The 17510-nt window shown below is 66.8% G+C and carries 15 protein-coding genes; 3 read left to right on the forward strand and 12 right to left on the reverse strand.

Annotated features, from left to right (window positions below):
• Genes BT264_RS04800 through tssJ form a run of 3 tightly spaced genes read right to left on the reverse strand, consistent with a single transcriptional unit; the run spans position 1 to position 3301 of the window.
• A complete protein-coding gene (locus tag BT264_RS04800) occupies positions 1-1335 on the reverse strand; it encodes a DotU family type VI secretion system protein (protein WP_072436810.1) in 1335 nt (444 codons plus the stop codon).
• 14 nt (positions 1336-1349) lie between these two features.
• Positions 1350-2789 (reverse strand): type VI secretion system baseplate subunit TssK, encoded by a 1440-nt coding sequence (gene tssK / locus BT264_RS04805; protein WP_072436809.1) that lies wholly within the window; start codon positions 2787-2789, stop codon positions 1350-1352.
• On the reverse strand, positions 2786-3301 hold the full coding sequence (gene tssJ / locus BT264_RS04810; RefSeq protein WP_034179516.1) for a type VI secretion system lipoprotein TssJ: 516 nt from the start codon (positions 3299-3301) through the stop codon (positions 2786-2788). The genes tssK and tssJ overlap by 4 nt, the downstream gene beginning before the upstream one ends.
• Before the next feature lie 629 nt (positions 3302-3930).
• Between tssJ and BT264_RS04815 the strand changes: the two genes are divergently transcribed.
• Together BT264_RS04815 and tagH are read left to right on the forward strand one after the other, a co-directional pair.
• Positions 3931-4317: a TssQ family T6SS-associated lipoprotein gene (locus tag BT264_RS04815; RefSeq protein WP_072436808.1), complete on the forward strand. Its 387-nt coding sequence runs from the start codon at positions 3931-3933 to the stop codon at positions 4315-4317.
• A 48-nt stretch (positions 4318-4365) separates the two neighbouring features.
• Complete coding sequence (gene tagH / locus BT264_RS04820; RefSeq protein WP_072436807.1) at positions 4366-5823, forward strand: type VI secretion system-associated FHA domain protein TagH; 1458 nt, start codon at positions 4366-4368, stop codon at positions 5821-5823.
• A 43-nt stretch (positions 5824-5866) separates the two neighbouring features.
• Here the strand turns inward: tagH and BT264_RS04825 are convergent, their stop codons facing one another.
• Positions 5867-6238, reverse strand: coding sequence for a DUF4430 domain-containing protein (locus tag BT264_RS04825; protein ID WP_072436806.1), 372 nt, complete (start codon positions 6236-6238; stop codon positions 5867-5869).
• Positions 6239-6980: 742 nt separating this feature from the next.
• On the opposite strand from BT264_RS04825, the gene BT264_RS04830 reads away from it, so the two are divergent.
• Entirely contained in the window at positions 6981-8033 is a 1053-nt protein-coding gene (locus tag BT264_RS04830; RefSeq protein WP_072436805.1) for a hypothetical protein, read from the forward strand.
• 80 nt (positions 8034-8113) lie between these two features.
• On the opposite strand, the gene BT264_RS04835 is transcribed toward BT264_RS04830, so the two are convergent.
• From BT264_RS04835 to BT264_RS04870, 8 genes are all read right to left on the reverse strand, one after another.
• Positions 8114-9559 carry an NAD-dependent succinate-semialdehyde dehydrogenase gene (locus tag BT264_RS04835; protein ID WP_072436804.1) on the reverse strand — a complete coding sequence of 482 codons (1446 nt, stop codon included), beginning with the start codon at positions 9557-9559 and terminating at the stop codon, positions 8114-8116.
• Positions 9560-9711: 152 nt separating this feature from the next.
• Positions 9712-11010: a c-type cytochrome gene (locus tag BT264_RS04840; RefSeq protein ID WP_072436803.1), complete on the reverse strand. Its 1299-nt coding sequence runs from the start codon at positions 11008-11010 to the stop codon at positions 9712-9714.
• Between the two features lie 15 nt (positions 11011-11025).
• Entirely contained in the window at positions 11026-13260 is a 2235-nt protein-coding gene (locus tag BT264_RS04845; protein ID WP_072436802.1) for a xanthine dehydrogenase family protein molybdopterin-binding subunit, read from the reverse strand.
• Between the two features lies 1 nt (position 13261).
• Complete coding sequence (locus BT264_RS04850) at positions 13262-13717, reverse strand: (2Fe-2S)-binding protein (RefSeq protein ID WP_072436801.1); 456 nt, start codon at positions 13715-13717, stop codon at positions 13262-13264.
• Between the two features lie 139 nt (positions 13718-13856).
• Positions 13857-14156, reverse strand: a complete 300-nt coding sequence (locus BT264_RS04855; protein ID WP_072436800.1) for a putative quinol monooxygenase — start codon at positions 14154-14156, stop codon at positions 13857-13859.
• A gap of 99 nt (positions 14157-14255) precedes the next feature.
• The gene (locus tag BT264_RS04860) at positions 14256-15314 is read right to left on the reverse strand and encodes an NADP-dependent oxidoreductase (RefSeq protein WP_072436799.1); all 1059 of its coding nucleotides are present in this window, start codon (positions 15312-15314) and stop codon (positions 14256-14258) included.
• 236 nt (positions 15315-15550) lie between these two features.
• A complete protein-coding gene (locus BT264_RS04865) occupies positions 15551-16171 on the reverse strand; it encodes a TetR/AcrR family transcriptional regulator (protein WP_072436798.1) in 621 nt (206 codons plus the stop codon).
• Between the two features lie 100 nt (positions 16172-16271).
• Positions 16272-17291 carry a DNA-binding protein gene (locus tag BT264_RS04870; RefSeq protein ID WP_072436797.1) on the reverse strand — a complete coding sequence of 340 codons (1020 nt, stop codon included), beginning with the start codon at positions 17289-17291 and terminating at the stop codon, positions 16272-16274.
• Positions 17292-17510: the final 219 nt, after the last annotated feature.

Below are 17510 nucleotides of genomic sequence, written 5' to 3' on the forward strand. Positions count from 1 at the left end.
TCAGTTGGTCCCCTGCGTCGCGCCAACGGCGGCGCTGCCGGGCGCCGGCAGCAGCGTGATCTCGACGCGCCGGTTCAGCGCGCGGTTCGCGGGCGAATCGTTCGGCGCGACCGGATCGAGCGTGCCGCGCCCTTCCGCCGCGAGCCGCTCCGGATGGTCGAGCCGCGCGGCGATCATGCTGCGCACGGCTTCCGCGCGTTCGCGCGACAGGTCCCAGTTCGACGCGAAGCGCGCGGTATGCACGGGCGTGTCGTCGGTATAGCCGGTCGCGCGCACGTTGCCGGGCACCTTGTTCAGCGCGTCGGCGACGCGCGCGAGCACCGGCACGTAGCGGTCGATCACCGAGGTCGAACCGGACTTGAACAGCCCGTCGCCGCGCAGCACGATCACGCTGCGATCGGCGTCGTCGCGCACGGATACGAGGCCGGCCGCGATCTCGGGTGCCAGGAACTTCGCGACGCGCGGCGCCGGCGCGGGGCGCGGCGGCGCCTGCGCGGGCTGCAGCTTCGGCACGTGCAGCGCGTCGATCGACGCGAACAGTCGATCCGAATGCCCGGCAAGCGCGATGCGCAGCCCGACGAACACGCCGAAGCCGATCAGCAGCGCGAGCGCCACGCACACCCACAGCGGCACGGTGAAGCGGCGCGCGACGTCGCGCGTGACGACGTCGCGCCAGTGCGGCGACAGCGCGGGATCGAATTCGCCGCGCACGGAGCGGATCGTCTGCGCGAGCTGGCGGCGCAGCGCATCGAGCTGCGCGTGGCCGTTGTCGAGCACGCGATAGCGGCCCTCGAAACCGAGCGCGAGACAGAAATACAGCAACTCGAGCAGGTCGAGATGCTGGCGCGGCTGCTGCGACAGGCGTTCGAGCAGGTGGAAGAACTTCTCGCCGCCCCACGTCTCGTTGTGGAACGACACGAGCAGGCTGTGCGACGACCATACGCTGCCGCCCCACGGCGTCAGCGCGGCCGCTTCATCGAGCGCCGTGCACAGGCAGTAGCGCGCGCCGATGATCGCCTCGGACGGCACGCCGGCTTCCTGCGCGCGCGCCTCGAACTGCCGGATCTCGACGACGAGATGCTCGCGCAGCCACGCCGGGTTCGGATGATGGACGGTCGAGCGGATCTGCGGCACCAGGTTGAGCAACGGGTTCGCGGCCGCGACGAGCGGGTTCGTGCCGCTCGCGGCCCAGCGGCCGGGCCGCGGCTGCGTGGCCGTCGGCCCGGTCGCGCCGGACGCACCGGATGCGGCGGCCGGATGCATGCCGCCCGGATTCGGCGGCACAAAGCCGCCCGCGCCTGCGCCGGTGGCGATCGAATCGGAGGAACTATTCATCGCGATGCCCGCCCTCACCCGCGGATCGCCCAGAACTCCATCGAGAGCCCAGGGAATTCGCCGGCGAAATGAAATGCGAGACCGCCGGAGCGCGCCAGTTGCTTCCACAGGTCGCTGCCCTTGTCGATCTCGAAGTACGTATGACCCGCGTGATACGGGATCTGCCGCGGCGCGACCGGCAACTGGCGCATCGTGATGCCCGGCAGTTGCAACTGCACCAGATCGCGGATCCGCTCGACCGGCCCGAGCTTCGCCTGCGCGGGAAAGCGCGCGCGCAGGCTGTCGGCCGGCACGTCCGCGCGCACCGCGAGCACGAAGCCGGCCGTGTCGCGCAGCGCCGGATCGGCCAGCGTCGCGACGCGGATGCCGTTGCCCGCGTCACGCAGCTCGATCTGGATCGCGTTCTGTTCGAGCACCGTCGACAGCGACCGGCGCAGTTCCGTCATCAGTTCCGCGAAGCTCGTGCGCAGGTCGTCGTGCACGTAGACCGCGAGCGACTGCGGGCGGCGGCCGGCCGCCGTGAACGTGCTCAGGTCGCATGCGAGCTTCAGCCAGTCGCAGAACAGCGCTTCCGGATGCGTCGACACGTGCTGCTGCGCATGCCAGGTCAGCGCGAGATAACGATTCACGAGTTGCAGCAGCAGGAAGTCCGCGACTTCCGACACGCCGCCGCGCCCCGGCTCCGACAGCCGTTCCGCGAGCGCCTCGCTGCGCTGCGTGAGCAGCCCGTGCAGCTCGCGCGCATACGCCAGCAACACCGCATCGCGCTGTGCGACGAGCCGCGGCGGAATGTAGCCGTCGTCGACGAGCAGCCGCGCGTCGGTGCGCCGCTCGACGATCCGTGCGACGCCGAGCGCATGCCAGTCGCCGGTCAGCTCGGCTTCGAGCATCAGCCGCACGTTCAGGCGCCCCGTCTGCAGCAGCGCGGGGCCGAGCGCGACCGCGTTCGCGTCGGCCACTTCGTATTCGCGCACGACGTAGCGTGCGACGTCGGCGTTGCCGTTTGCGCCGTTGCCGCCGTTCGCGTTGTTCGCGACGTTTCCGGCGCTTGCTCCTACGCCTACGACTGCACCTGCACCGAACGACACCTCCTCGCCGCCACCGCGCCACAGCGGCAGCGCGAGCACGACGAGCTGGTCCTTCGCGTCGGCCGGCACGTCGAGCGGTTCGGGGAGATCGTCCGGATGGGACAGGTCGAACGGCGTACCGTCGCGCATCACGCCCGACGCGGCTCGCAGCGCGACCTTGCCGAGCGCGAGCTGCTCGCGATCGATTTCCAGCGCATCGAAGCCCCAGTAGAACCCCTGCAGCGGCAGGCAGCGCAGCGCGACGTAGCGTTCCCAGTGCCGTTCGAGCTGCTGGAAATGCTGCGGCCGCAGGAACATCCCCTCGGTCCACACCACGCGCTGGCGGAGGGCCGCGACCGGCGTCGCGGACATCGTCGGTTCGGTCATGGGCGCCCCTGCGCGTCGTTCAGTGCGATGCCGCCGTTCCGGACCGCGATCGACAGCTTCAGCTCGCCCGGCGACGTCTGCCAGAACTTGTAGAGGTTGAGCTGCTTCGCGCGCGGCAGCGGCACCGTCAGCCGCCAGCGGTTCTTTTCGAGCATCCGGTATTCGGCGACGACGCCGATCGCGCCGGCCTCGACGTTGCCGCGGTAATGCAGCGTGCGCGATTCGCCCGGCCGCAGGATCACGCGGTCGGTGCCGAGCAGATCCGCGCCGAGCACGTTCCCGGGCTTGTCCTGCAGCGAGAAGAAATCCGCGCTGTCGAACGCCGACGCCGCTCGAAGCTGGAACACCTTCAGCACGATCGGCGAAGGCTTGCGATTCATGTCAGGGTTGACGTCCGGCGCAACGTCGACCGTGATCGCATACGGCACCGCGGCCGCGTGCTCCGTCGCGCCGCACCCCGGAAACAGCAACACGCATCCCCATACGATGAAACTGCTCGACCGCCATTGCATATTCCACCCTCGCCACCCAATAGCCATCCCCCGGTTTCCGAGTTCGAAACCGATTGACCGGATTAAAAAAGGGACAATTAATTGACCGGTAATTGTGTGGTTGGCATATCCTTCCGCTGAAATTTTTTCCGGAAAATTTTTATCGCAAAAACCGGGGCAAGTCATCCTGGGTTTATGAAAGTTGAATTATCGAGATGAAAGGCAATTGAATCGATATTGGTTATTAATCGAAAAAACTTACCCGGCCGGTTCGCCGTGGCGGCCCGGTTCTATTGCATGGACACCTGTCGGATGGGCGTGGGGCGCAAGCCAGCCGGCCGCCGGGCAAGGGATGCTCGCGACGCTGATGGTGTGCCAGGCTGTTCGTGCCGCCCGAACGGACGGTCCGGTTTTTTGTGCATTGCCGAGCGCTGACAAAACAACTGACGAATCCGAAAAACACAGCGAACTATAGGTCGTTTTCCCAGATTAACAAGTGATGAAATTCGTAGTCTATTTTCAGATTAAAATGGAATCGGATCGTCCAGTTGAAACAAAACGTAACAGCGGCATCGATGCCGATGATTGGCACTAGAATCCAACAGCGCTTGTGCGCCACCTTCCAATTACGCCGAATTTTCATTTCAAAAATGAAAGGCCGTTCATTGCTCGTTATTTTCCTCGGCGCCTTGTTGCTGGGGGCCGGCGGGTGCAGCACGTCCCCGACCCGGTCGGCCGCGCATGCGACGGTCGACAGCGCGCGCGCCGCGTACGCCGCCGGCGACTACGGGCGCACGATCGCGCTGCTGAGCCGCGCGAAGGAGATCGACGGCGCCGACACCGACACGCAGGTTGCCGCGCACAAGCTCCTCGCGTTCAGTTATTGCGTGACGAACCGCGTCATGCAGTGCCGCGCCGAGTTCTCGAAGATTCTCGACCTCAACCCGCGCTTCGACCTGTCCGCCGCCGAGAAGGGGCATCCGGTCTGGGGGCCCGCGTTCGAGTTCGCGCGCCGCAGACATGCGTCGTCATCCTGAACGAACCGGTTTCCACGCGAGCGCTTCATCCACCGAGCGACGTATGACATGCAACTGATCGTGATCGAACATGCCGGCGAACCGGTCGAAAACGACTCCTACGACGCCGTCGTGTTTCACCCGCCGGGCGGCACCATCGGCCGGGCCAGCGACAACCATCTGGTGTTGCGCGACGACACGCGGCAGATTTCGCGGCTGCAGGCGCTGCTGCAGGTCGGCGACGACGCGTGCCTGCTGAAGAACCTGAGCAGCGTGTCGACGATCGAGGTGAATCGCGAGCCGGTCGGCTATGCGCAGGAACGCCCGCTCAATACCGGCGACATCATCCGCATCGGGCCGTACGTGCTGAGGGCGGAACGCGACGATGGCGACGACGCGCCGGTCATCGACATGGCGCCCGATACAGGCGTGCACGTCGACAGGCGCGGCGCGCCGGAGGCCGCCGAATCGGCGCAGCCTCTGCACCCGCACTCGCCTTCGCGCGACGACACGAAAGGCGCCGGCAACCGGCTGTGGGGGCTGCTCCAGGACCGTCTCGCCCCGCGCGGCAAGGCGGCGGATACCGGCGCCAGGCCGGGCGGTCCTGCCCGCGCCGACGCAGCGCAGCCGGCGAACCGTGCCGCGCAGCACGCCGTGCCATCCGCACCGTCGCAGCGCGACCTGAATCAGCTATCGACCGATCCGCTGGACCTGTTCGCGCAGTCGTCCGGCGATATCGGCACGCCGGGCTCGGCGCCGCCGGCCGAGCGCGGCAATGCGGATCGAGAAGCGTCGTCCGCGACGCAGGCGGACCACGCGCCCGAGTGGACGCAGCACGTGCGCGTGCAGCCGGCAGCCGCGCGCGCCGACGTGCGTCCGGCCGACGAACCGGCGCCGCATGCCGCGCGCGCACCGGCGCCGCCGACACCCGACGAACTGCTGAACGCGTTCTTCGAAGGCGCGGGGCTCGATACGGCCGCCGAATCGCATCAATGGTCGGCCGAACAGCTCTACATCGCGGGCCAGTTGCTGGCGCTGTTCGCGAACGGCACGGTCGAGCTGCTGTCGTCGCGCAGCATCCTGAAGCGCGAGGTGAAGGCGCACATGACGATGCTGCTCGATCGCGAGAACAATCCGCTGAAGCTGCTGCCGGACGGCGGCGCGGTGCTGCGGCAGATGTTCGGGCTGCCGCTGCCGGGCTTCATGTCGCCGCAGAGCGCGGTCAGCGATGCGTTCCAGGATCTGCACGCGCACCAGATCGGCATGGTCGCCGGCATGCGCGCTGCGCTGATGGATCTGCTGACGCGTTTTTCGCCGCAACGGCTGCGCGAACGCGACGATGCGATGCGCTGGTACGAGAAGCGCGTGCCCGCGCTGTACAAGGCGCGGATGTGGGATCGCTACGCGGCGACGCATCGCGATACGGTGTTCGCGATCGAGGACGATTTCGCGTCGGTGTTCGGCAAGGCGTTTCTGGCGGCGTACGACGCGGAAGTGGAAAGCTATCGGGGGAGCGGCCGGCATTGAAGGGGCCGATGCCGGCCGCGTCGCATGGATCGCGTGACGAACGTCAAACCAGCGGCGGATGAACCGCCTGCTTCAAGCCGCTCGAGTAGTGCTTGTAGTCCCAGGCCACGCTGTCGCCGGGTTGCAGCGTGTAGACCGCACATGAGACGTCGGGCATCTGGCCGTTGACGAAATACACCCACCAGTAGCCGTTGCCGCCCTGGTTGGCGTCTACTCCACCCAAGGCCGTAATGAACAGGCTCGCGCCTGAACCTTGCCATTGCGGGTTGAGAGCGGGCGACACGCCGTCGGTCGTCAGCAGATCGAATACGGTCGTCACGCCGGGGGCAATCGCGATGCTGTCGTTCGCTTGCCACGGCGGATTGTGAAATTCCGAACCCCAATCGACGAATTGATTCGCTATCGAGTTGGCCATGAAGATATCTCCGTAGTGGTGGTTAATGCCTGAACTGCGTCCCGCTGCTCTTTTTCGTTGTTTGTTGAAAGTGCCAGGTTTTGACCTGGGTGCCGGAAAGCTGTATCGATCGTTTGCTGATCGATCAATTCAAGAATCACAGGCAGACTGTTTCAATCAAATGGCGTCGCTCGGGGATTGTTGCAAGTTCTGTCAGCATGATCCCCGTTTCGTATGGCGCATTTTCCGTTCTTCTATTACAGGCGCCTTTGCCGTCCGTGAAATCCTGATATTCGTACTGGTCAGAGAATAGGCGATGGACCGCCCCCCCGCAATGACAGTCACTCGACTAGTCCGGGTTCGCTTTACCGCGGACGTCGCTCGTCACGACAAAAAAAGGAACGAACCTGACCGCATTTTTGTGGGCGAGGCAGTTGAAGAGCCTATGGCGCAATCGTCATTTCTCCATTACGCGCGCCTTGCCGTCCGCGAAATCCCGATACTCGTATCGATTAGAGAATAGCCAATGGACCGGCGGCCCGTAATACCGCTCGGGCGTGACTAACGCACAGCGGCACAGCGCCTCTCCGCTTCCCGGGCAGGTCACAACAGCTCGCCCCGAACGTCCCTTCCCCCTGTGTCCTTCACCCCATGATGCCGGGCAGCGCTTTCGGCCCACCGGCCGTCTACGTGCGCCTGCTTATCGCTGACGCATGCCCGCTCGTGGGCCCTCTCCCATCCACGAAATCACTGGAGCCCGTTCATGGATATCGATCGTAACTTTATCGGCGGCACCCTGGGGATCGCCGCATGTTCGTTTGCCGCCGCACTTTCTTTCGCCACGCAGGCGCAGGGGGCGAGCGCCTGCTATGCCGTCGACATGCGCGGATCGCAGCTCTACGTGACGTCGGGGGTGTTGCGCGAAGCCGCGCTCAAGGTCGCGAACGCGCGAGTCACCGCCTCCATCGAGGGTACGCCGTTGACGCCGGTAAAGCCCCCGCCCGACCCGAAACGTTGCGACGGGGCGAACGATCACCTTCCTGCGGACGGTCCCGGCACCCGCAACTACTTCGGCAATGTCGTGAGCCCGTTGAAGTTCCTGCGTCTCGCGGCGTATCAATGCGCGGGAGCCGGAAACCAGAGTCAGTTCTTCTCGATGAACCAGGCCATTTATTATCGCCAGTGTGGAGGCGGGCAATACTCGAACTACATTCACTTCTGGGGACGCGCGAACGGGAACCCGAGCACGTGTTTCGCCAGCGACTACCCGACGATGTTTGCCAAGGCCACCAAAGACAGGAAGCCGGCGGACCTGCTCAACGCGATGAAGACGGTCTACTCGGGCGGCCTGAGTGGAACCGACGCGAACGATCAGGCGCTCGGCAACGCGATGGCGGCGATCCTGATCGCCGAAAGCAATCGCGACTATCTGGTCAACCTCGAGAACTACATGTTGATGGACCTTGCCGACGTGAAGAAGGCCACGCCGGCGCAAATCATCGGGGGCCACTGCGTGCCGAATGCCGAGTCCTGCCAGAACCGCGGTGAGTCGCAGAACGGCAAGCACCCGATCGCGTGGGGCGGAGCGCAGGAAACCATGATGGTGGACGGCTGGGGCCAGGCGGCAGGTGCCAATAGCGACTTCGGCATGATATTCGAAGGCAATCTGTCGGCCGAATGGGCAGTCGCGAAAGGAAAGGTCGCAAGCGCGAAGGTCGCCGAATGCGGCAGGGTTCCGCTAACCTACGGAAATCTGAACCCCGACCAGCAGAAGGCAGTGAAAGGCGTCTTTGAAGGCATTCTGCCGGCCCGCTGAGGTTCGCCGTCGGCAACGCGCCAAGAAAACGCCGCCGCCCCATACGTGGAAGCGGCGGCCTCACTACGCTCAACCTGTTGTCAAACCGCCATCACCGTCACCGACTTCGTTACGAGGTACGGCTCGAGCGCTTCCGGCCCGCCTTCCGACCCGTAGCCCGAGTCCTTCACGCCGCCGAACGGCATTTCCGGCCACGGCGTCGCCGGCTGGTTGATCCACAGCATCCCCACTTCGAGACGCTGCGTAAGCAGGTGCACGTTCGCGAACGAACGCGTGAACGCGTAGCCGGCCAGCCCGAACGGCAGACGGTTCGCTTCCGCGATCGCATCCTCGAGCTTGTCGAAGCCGCGAATCGCCGCGACCGGGCCGAACGGCTCGTTGTTGAACACGTCCGCTTCGAGCGGCACGTTCGCGATCACGGTCGGTGCGAAGAAGTTGCCTGCCGAGCCGATCCGCTCGCCGCCCGTCTCGATGCTCGCGCCGACCTTGCGCGCGTTCTCGACCACCGACGCCATCGCGGTCAGCCGGCGCGGGTTCGCGAGCGCGCCGAGCGTCGTGCCTTCCTCGAGGCCGTTGCCAATCTTCAGCCCTTCGGCATGCTTGACCAGCGCGCGCGTGAATTCGTCGCGGATGCTGTTATGCACGAGGAAGCGCGTCGGCGAAATGCAGACCTGCCCCGCGTTGCGGAACTTCGCGCCGCCGGCGGCCTTCACCGCGAGCGCGACGTCGGCGTCCTCGGCGACGATCACCGGCGCGTGCCCGCCCAGCTCCATCGTCGCGCGCTTCATATGCTGGCCCGCCAGCGCGGCGAGCTGCTTGCCGACCGGCGTCGAACCCGTGAACGTGACCTTGCGGATCACCGGGTGCGGGATCAGGTACGACGAGATTTCGGCCGGATCGCCGTACACGAGGCCGATCACGCCGGCCGGCACGCCTGCGTCGACGAACGCGCGCAGCAGCGCGGCCGGCGATGCGGGGGTTTCCTCCGGCGCCTTCACGAGGAACGAGCAGCCGGTCGCGAGCGCGGCGCTCAGCTTGCGCACGACCTGGTTGACCGGGAAATTCCACGGCGTGAACGCGGCGACCGGGCCGACCGGCTCCTTCACGACCATCTGCTGCGCGCCGAGATTGCGCGGCGGCACGATCCGGCCGTACACGCGGCGGCCTTCGTCCGCGAACCATTCGATGATGTCGGCCGCCGACAGCACTTCGACGCGTGCCTCGGTGAGCGGCTTGCCCTGTTCCTGCGTCATCAACTGAGCGATCGCGTCGGCGCGCTCGCGCACCAGCGCGGCCGCCTTGCGCATCGTCGCCGCGCGTTCGTGCGCGGGCACCTTGCGCCACGTTTCGAAGCCGCGCTGCGCGGCGGCGAGCGCGCGGTCGAGGTCGGCGATGCCCGCGTGGGCCACCTTGCCGATTGTGTTGCCGGTCGCCGGGTTCACGACGTCGATCGTCTTGCCGCTCGCGGCGTCAACCCACTCGCCGTCGATCAGCAGTTGCGTATCCGTATAAGTCACGTTAGCCATCCAGACACCCCTACATTGCGTCGATAAAACGCGCGCTGCCGCGAGCGGCCGCGCGCCGGTTGACAGAAAGAGCAAAGCCGCCGGGGCTGACAACCACCCGGCGGTGCAGACGGCAGGCACACCGGCCTGCCGTCGTTCCGCATGGGCCGCGCTCAGTGCGCGGCCGCCGTCGCCTTGCGGAGTTTCGCGACGTCCGCCGCCTGCACGGCCGGCGCGCCGTTGTTCCAGCCGGCGCGCATGAACGTCAGCACGTCGGCGATCTGCCGGTCGTTCAACTGGTTCGAGAACGCCGGCATCGGATACGCGGAAGGCACGCCGTCGATCACGAGCGTGTCGCTGCCGTTCAGCGTCACGTTGATCAGCGACGATGCATCGGTTTCGAGCACGTTCGGATTGCCGGCGAGCGGCGCGAGCAGCGGCGCGTAACCGCGCCCGTCCACGCCGTGGCAATGCAGGCAGTAAGCGTTATACACCTTCGCGCCCGGGTCGGCTGCCGGCCGGCCCAGCACCACCTGCGTCGGCTTCGGATCGTAGCTGTACGGCGGCGCGCCCGTGCCGCCCGCGGCCGGCAGCGATTTCAGGTAGCGGGAAATCGCTGCCAGATCGTCGTCGCTCAGCGCCTGCGTGCTGTGGTTGATCACGCTCACCATCGAGCCGAACGCGGTCGCGTGCCGGTTCGCGCCGGTCTTCAGGAACTGCGCGACGTCGGCCTCGTTCCAGCGGCCGAGCCCCGTGTTGTGCTCGCCGGTCAGGTTCGACGCGAACCAGTTGTCGATCGCCGCGCCCGACAGGAACGCCGAGCCGCCTTCGTCGAGCGCCTTCTCCTGGAAGCCGACACCGCGCGGTGTGTGGCACGACCCGCAGTGCCCGAGCCCCTGCACGAGATACGCGCCGCGGTTCCACGTCGCATCCTTTCCGGGCTTGTCGGCATACGGCGTCGTGTCGAGGAACACCGCGTTCCACAACGCGAGCGGCCAGCGCATATTGAGCGGCCACGGGATGTCGGCCGCCCGGTTCGCCTGCTTCACCGGTTCGACGCCGTGCATGAAGTACGCGTACAGCGCCTTCACGTCGTCGTCCTTCAGCTTCGCGTACGACGGATACGGCATCGCCGGATACAGACGATGGCCGTCCTTCGCGACGCCCCGGCGCAGCGCGCTCGCGAATTCGGCTTCCGTGTACCCGCCGATGCCCGTGTCCGGATCGGGCGTGATGTTGGTCGTGTAGATCGCGCCCATCGGCGTGACCATCTTCAGGCCGCCCGCGAACGGCGTGCCGCGCGGCGCGGTGTGGCACGCGACGCAGTCGCCGGCTTTCGCGAGATACGCGCCGCGCGCGACGAGCGCGCTGTCGGCCGGTGCCGTTTGCGCGGCGTGCGCGGCCGTGCCGGCCAGCAGCGCGGACAGTGCGAGCAGCGATGCGCCGAGCGTGTTCAGGGTGAGGTTTCGCATGTTCGTCTCCTCTCCTCAGGCCGTCTTCAGCTGGTTGCCGACCGGCAGCTTGCGCAGCCGCTTGCCGGTTGCCGCGAAGATCGCGTTCGACAGCGCCGCCGCGGTCGCGGCCGTGCCCGGTTCGCCGATCCCGCCCGGCGCTTCGCCGCTTTTCACCAGATGGACTTCGATCGGCGGTGTCTCGTTGATTCGCATCATCCGGTAGTCGGTGAAGTTGCTCTGCACGACGCGGCCGTCCTCGATCGTGATCTCGCCGTACAGCGCGCCCGTGATCCCGAAGATGATGCCGCCCTGCACCTGCGCCTCGATCGTGTTCGGGTTGACGAACATCCCGCAGTCCACCGCGCACACGACGCGCTTGACCTGCACCTCGCCGTCGTCCACCGCGACGTCGATGACGATCGAGAAGAAGCTGCCGAACGCGTGCATCACCGACACGCCGCGCCCTTGCCCCTTCGGCAGCGACGGCCCCCAGCCGGCTGCCTTCGTCGCGACGTCGAGCACGTTGAGCGCGCGCGGCGTCTTGCCGAGCAGTGAGCGGCGGTATTGCACGGGGTCGGTCTTGGCCTGCGCGGCCAGCTCGTCGATGAAGCTCTCGACGACGAAGGTGCTGCGCGTCGGCCCGACGCCGCGCCAGAACGCGGTCGGCACGTGGCGCGGCTCCTGCCGCACGTAGTCGATCAACTGGTTCGGCAGGTCGTACGGCAGGTCGGTTGCGACCTCCACCGCGTCGGGATCGACGCCGTTCTTGAACGCGGGCGGCGCGAAGCGCGCGAGGATCGACGAACCGACGATCCGGTGCTGCCACGCGACCGGCTTGCCGTTCGCGTCGAGGCCGGCCGAGATCCGGTCGTAGTAGTACGGCCGGTACATGTCGTGCTGGATGTCCTCCTCGCGCGTCCAGATGACCTTCACGGGCGCGCCGACCTGTTTGGCGATCTTCACCGCCTGGCCGATCATGTCCGTCTCGAGGCGCCGGCCGAAGCCGCCGCCGAGCAGGTGGTTGTGCACGACGATCTTGTCCGGCGGAAAGCTCGTGAGCCGCTGCACGGTGTCGACCGCGCGCGTCGGCACCTGCGTGCCGACCCAGATCTCGCAGCCGTCGCCGCGCACGTGCACCGTACAGTTCACGGGCTCCATCGTTGCGTGCGCAAGGAACGGCTGCTCGTAGACGGCGTCGATGCGCGTCTTCGCGTTCGCGAACGCCTTGCCGACGTCGCCGTCCTTGCGCGCGACCGCGCCCTTGCCGTTCGTGGCGGCCTGCGCGAGATCGGCGACGATGTCCTTCGTCGACACCTTCGCGTCCGCGCCTTCGTTCCACTTCACGACGAGCGCCGACGCGCCGCGCTTCGCGGCCCACGTGTGATCGCCGACCACCGCGACCGCGTTGTCCGCGCGCACGACCTGGCGCACGCCCGGAATTTTCTTCGCGGCCGTGTCGTCGACGCTCGCAACCGTGCCGCCGAACACCGGGCTGTTCACGATTACCGCGTACAGCATGCCCGGCAGGCGCACGTCGAGCCCGAACTGCGCGGTGCCGTCGACCTTCTCCGGCGAATCGAGCCGCTTCGCGGGCGTGCCGATCAGCTTGAAATCCTCCGGCTTCTTCAGCACGACATCCTTCGGCACCGGCAGCTTCGCCGCGGCGTCGGCCAACTGGCCATACGACGCGCGCCGGCCGCTCGGCGGATGCTGCACTTCGCCGTTCGCGGCGCGGCACGATGCCGGATCGACATTCCATTGCTTCGCGGCCGCCGCGACCAGCAGCGTGCGCGCCGTTGCGCCCGCGCGGCGCAGCGGTTCCCATGCGTAGCGCACCGACGTCGAGCCACCGGTGAGCTGGCCGCCGAGCAGCGGATCGAGGAACAGTTTCTCGTTCGGCGGCGCATGATCGAGCGTCACGCTCGACAGCGGCACTTCGAGTTCCTCGGCGATCAGCATCGGCAGCGCCGTATAGACGCCCTGTCCCATCTCGACCTTCGGCATCACCAGCGTGACCTTGCCGCCGCGGTCGATCTGCACGAACGCGTTCGGCGCGAACACGCCCGCACGCGCGGTTTCATCGCCGTCGCCGCCGATCACCGAACGGCGCGTGTCGTCGCCCGCCGCCGGCAGGCTGAAGCCGAGCAGCAAGCCGCCGCCCGCCGCCGCGCCGAGCGACATGCCGAGTTTGAGAAACCCGCGGCGCGACACGCCGGCGCCTGCCGCTTGTCCGGCGGCCTTGCCTGCTTCGATCAGTCCTCGCGACATGTCAAACCCCCTTCGCGGCCTGCTTGACCGCCGCGCGAATCCGGTTGTACGTGCCGCAGCGGCAGATGTTGCCGGCCATCGCCGCGTCGATGTCGGCGTCGCTCGGGTTCGGGTTCGATGCAATCAGCGCGGTGGCCGCCATCACCTGCCCCGACTGGCAGTAGCCGCACTGGACGACGTCGAGCTCGCGCCATGCCTGCTGGACCTTGTGGCCGGCCGGCGTGGCGCCGACGGCTTCGATCGTCGTGATCCTGCGGCCCGCGACGGCCGCGACCGGCAGCACGCAGGAGCGCGCGGCGACGCCGTCGAGATGCACGGTGCACGCGCCGCATTGCGCGATCCCGCAGCCGAACTTCGTGCCGGTGAGGCCCACGACGTCGCGCAGCACCCAGAGCAAGGGCATGTCGTCGGGGGCGTCGACCGTGCGGGTTTCGCCGTTGATGTTGAGGGTGACCATTCAGCCTCCGGGGCCGTTGTATTGGGGAAGCGGCGCGCATGGCGCGCCGCGCGGGGTCGTCGTTGTCATTGCCGTCACGGGTGCGCAACGGATGCCGCGCGGCCCGGGAGGGACGAGCCGCGGCGGTGGTCCTGCGTCGTTACTCGGCCACGTCGATGCCCGACAGCACCTTGATGACCGGCGGTGCCGTGAACCAGTCGGCCGACTTCGTGCGGAATTCGCCGAAATACGGGCTGGCGAGGTGCGCGTCGAATGCGGCCTGGTCGTCGTAGATTTCGTACAGGTGCAGGTTCGGCGAGCCGTCTTGCTCGCGGAACAGGTCGTAGCGCCGGTTGCCCGGTTCGGTGCGCGTCTTGACGACCAGGCTGCGCAGTTCGGCCTCGGCGGCCTGAGCGTGTTCGGGTTTCACGAACAGCGAAGCAATCACGTGAAGCGCCATCTTGTCACTCCTTTCGAAACGGAATCGAGCATGCCACAAGCCGGCGTCGCGTGACGCCAGCGTGCAACCTCGGTGTGTTTGTGTTGCCGTGCCGCAGCATCAGGCCAGTTCGTCCGGGCCCACGCGCACGACGACCTTGCCGAAATTCTTGCCGGCCAGCAGGCCGATCAACGCTTCCGGTGCGTCGGCGAGGTCGGGGACGACATCTTCCCGCGTCTTCACCTTGCCCTGCGCGACCCATTCGCTCATCTCCTTCAGGAACGGCGCATAGCCGGTCGCATAGTGATCGAGGATAATGAAACCCTGCACGCGGATGCGCTTGCGCAGGATCGCACCCATCAGCGCCGGCACGCGATCACGGCCGGACGACACCGCGGTGTCGTCGTATGCCGCGTCGTTGTAATGCGCAATGATGCCGCACACCGGCACGCGCGCGTGATCGTTGAGCAGCGGCCACACTGCGTCGAACACGGCCCCGCCGACGTTCTCGAAATAGACGTCGATGCCGTTCGGACAGGCGTCCTTCAGCTTCGCGGCAAACGCCGGATCGCGGTGGTCGACGCACTCGTCGAAGCCGAGCGTGTCGGTCACGTACGCGCACTTGTCGGCGCCGCCCGCGACGCCGATCACGCGGCAGCCCTTCAGCTTCGCGATCTGGCCGACGACCGAGCCGACCGCGCCGCTGGCTGCCGCGACGACGACGGTTTCGCCGGCCTTCGGTTCGCCGATCTTCAGCAGCCCGGTGTACGCGGTGAAGCCCGGCATGCCGAGCACGCCGAGCGCGTAGGACGGATGCGCGAAATCGCGGCCGAGCGGAATCAGGTCGCGGCCGTCGGACAGCGCATAGTCCTGCCAGCCGGCGCCGGCAACGACGAGATCGCCTTCGCGAAACGCGGGCAGGTTCGACGACACGACGCGGCTGACCGTGCCGCCGACCATCACGTCGCCGAGTTCGACCGGCGCGGCATAGGACGGCGCGTCGCTCATCCGGCCGCGCATGTACGGGTCGAGCGACAACCAGACCGTGCGCAGCAGCACCTGGCCGGCGCCGGGCGTCGGCACGCTACCGGACTCGGAGCGGAAGTTGCCCGGCGTCGGCGCGCCGACCGGGCGCGACGTCAGGATGATCTGGCGGTTTGCGGTTTTGCTTTGCGGCATAAGAGTGTCTCCGTCAACAGGAATAAACGTGCTTCGTGGGCACGATCGGATCAGGGATGGACCGACAGAAGGCGCGCACGCGTGGCAGCGTCGGCGGTCAGGCCGGCGTGGTTGCACGCGTGCGGTTGGAACAATCGGGACAGCGTAACGCGGAGCGAGGTATTCGTCATGCGCGGATAAGTAGACCAGTCGTCTAGAATCGGGGCAAAAACAAGGCGCGCCGATGCGCGCCCGGGTTACGACTGCGCTCCGTCATGCGCGGCCGGCGGCAGGTTCAGCATGCGCCGCGTTTCGATCATCGCCCTTTCGAGCGGTTTGCGGTTGCGGTGAATCTTTTCCAGCAGCGTTGCGCCAAGCCACAGCTCGTAAAGGATCGCGGCCGTGTGCGGCGGATCGTCGACCGCACGCAGCGAGCCATCGGCAAGCCCTGCCTCGATGCCGCCCGCGAGCCGTTCGATGATCTGGCTCGTGCCACGCCGCAGCACCGCGCGCATCGCTTCCGACAGGTCCGACACTTCCGCGCCGAGCTTCACCGCGAGGCACTTGCCCTCCGGATCGTCCGCGCATTGCGTGTGCAGCCAGTTGCCCCAGTACGTCATCAGGCGTTCGGCGCCCGTGCCGGTCTGATGCTTGAGCAGGTTGTCGAGATGCGCGAGATAACCTTCGAAATACGCTTCGAGCAGTGCCTCGCCGAATGCTTCTTTCGAGCCGAAGTAATGGTAGAACGAGCCCTTCGGGATGCCCGCCGCAGCGAGAATCTCGTTCAGACCGACCGCCGAGAACCCCTTGTGGAGCATGATCGGCTTCGCGATGTTCAGGATGTGCTGGCGGACTTCCGCGCCTGAAGATGCATTCATGATGGCGTATGGTAGCAACGATTAGACCGGTCGTCTAGCAACGCCGGACCGACATGTTGAGCGGCACTTTACCCGATCGCGACCGGACAATCGACCGCCGTCAGCGCGCCGCTTCGTCGGCGCGTTTCCTCGTGCGCGCCCGCCGCTCGCTTCGCTGCGCGGCCGGAGCCGTCTTCGTGCCGCGCACCGGTGCCCGGCGCGCGAGCACCGTCATCTCCCGCCTCAACGCATCGAGTTCCTTGGCGCGCGCCGCATCGGTCGCCTGCGCGCCGTCGAGCTGCCCCTGAAGCACCCCGCATCGATGCAGTGCATCGCCGAGTTGCGCCTGCAGCGCGGCGACATCCTTCCGCTGCTGCGCATCGCGCTGCTCGGCGCGCGATGCCGTCGCGTCGAGTTCCTTTTGCAGCCGTGCGGCGGCGAGCCGTTCGCGATCGATCTCCTGAAGCGCCCGCTTCTCCGATGCGCGCAAGCGTTCCTCGGCCCGGCCTGCGTCGTCGCGCAGCCGGTCAAGTTGAGTCGTGAAATCCGCACGCGCCTGCGCAAGTGCGCGGTCGCCTTCCGCGTTGTCGGCTTTCAGGCGTTCGATCTCCGCTTGCATCGCGCGCCTCGATGCGTCGTCGGCCGCCCTCGCCTGCTCCAGTTCCTGGATGCGCACCTGCGCGGCCAGCAGCGCGGCCGTGCGTTGTTCGAGCGCGGTTTCGGTGCGGGCCAGCTCGGCCTGCAGCGTAGCGACTTCCGTTTTCGCCGCCGTTCGTTCGGCTTCGACTTCCGCGCGCAGTACGTCGAGCGCGGCGGCCGCGTCGGTGCTCGAACGATTCCACAACGCCGCGACCAGCTCGCCGGCTGCCGCCTGCAGATCGGCCGGCAGGCCGGGATGTTCGATCCGCACGCGACTCTTTTCCCGCAGCTCGGCCCAGAACTCGCCGAGGACAGCCGTCGGCGTGCTCATGCTGCCCTTGCGGACGAGCTGGTACAGGCGGTTCGCGGTAGGCGTGATGCCGAAACGGAAGAACAGCAGCGCGCAGACCTCGCGGTATAGCTCGCGGGTTTTCGGGAAGTCGGCCTTGAGGCGCTCGATTTCGGCGGTCAGGCGGGGTTCGGCGGCGGCGAGATCGGACATGGTGTGGTTTCGTCGGGAATTTCGTAAATAATATAACGTAAACCGTTAAATATCTAATTATTGCAGTCTATTTATTTGACATTATTTCTATAATGTCGAGATGGCCGAAGATCAGTGTGGCGTGTGGAATCGAAGCGCGCGCTGGCCCCTCCTTGCCTCCATCGCGCGCCCGGTTGGCGATGAATAGGCCGAGCCTGGGTTGCCAACCAGCCCGTCGAC

It is taken from the genome of Burkholderia sp. NFPP32 (genome assembly GCF_900119325.1).
In the GTDB taxonomy this organism is placed as follows: Bacteria; Pseudomonadota; Gammaproteobacteria; order Burkholderiales; family Burkholderiaceae; genus Burkholderia; species Burkholderia pyrrocinia_C.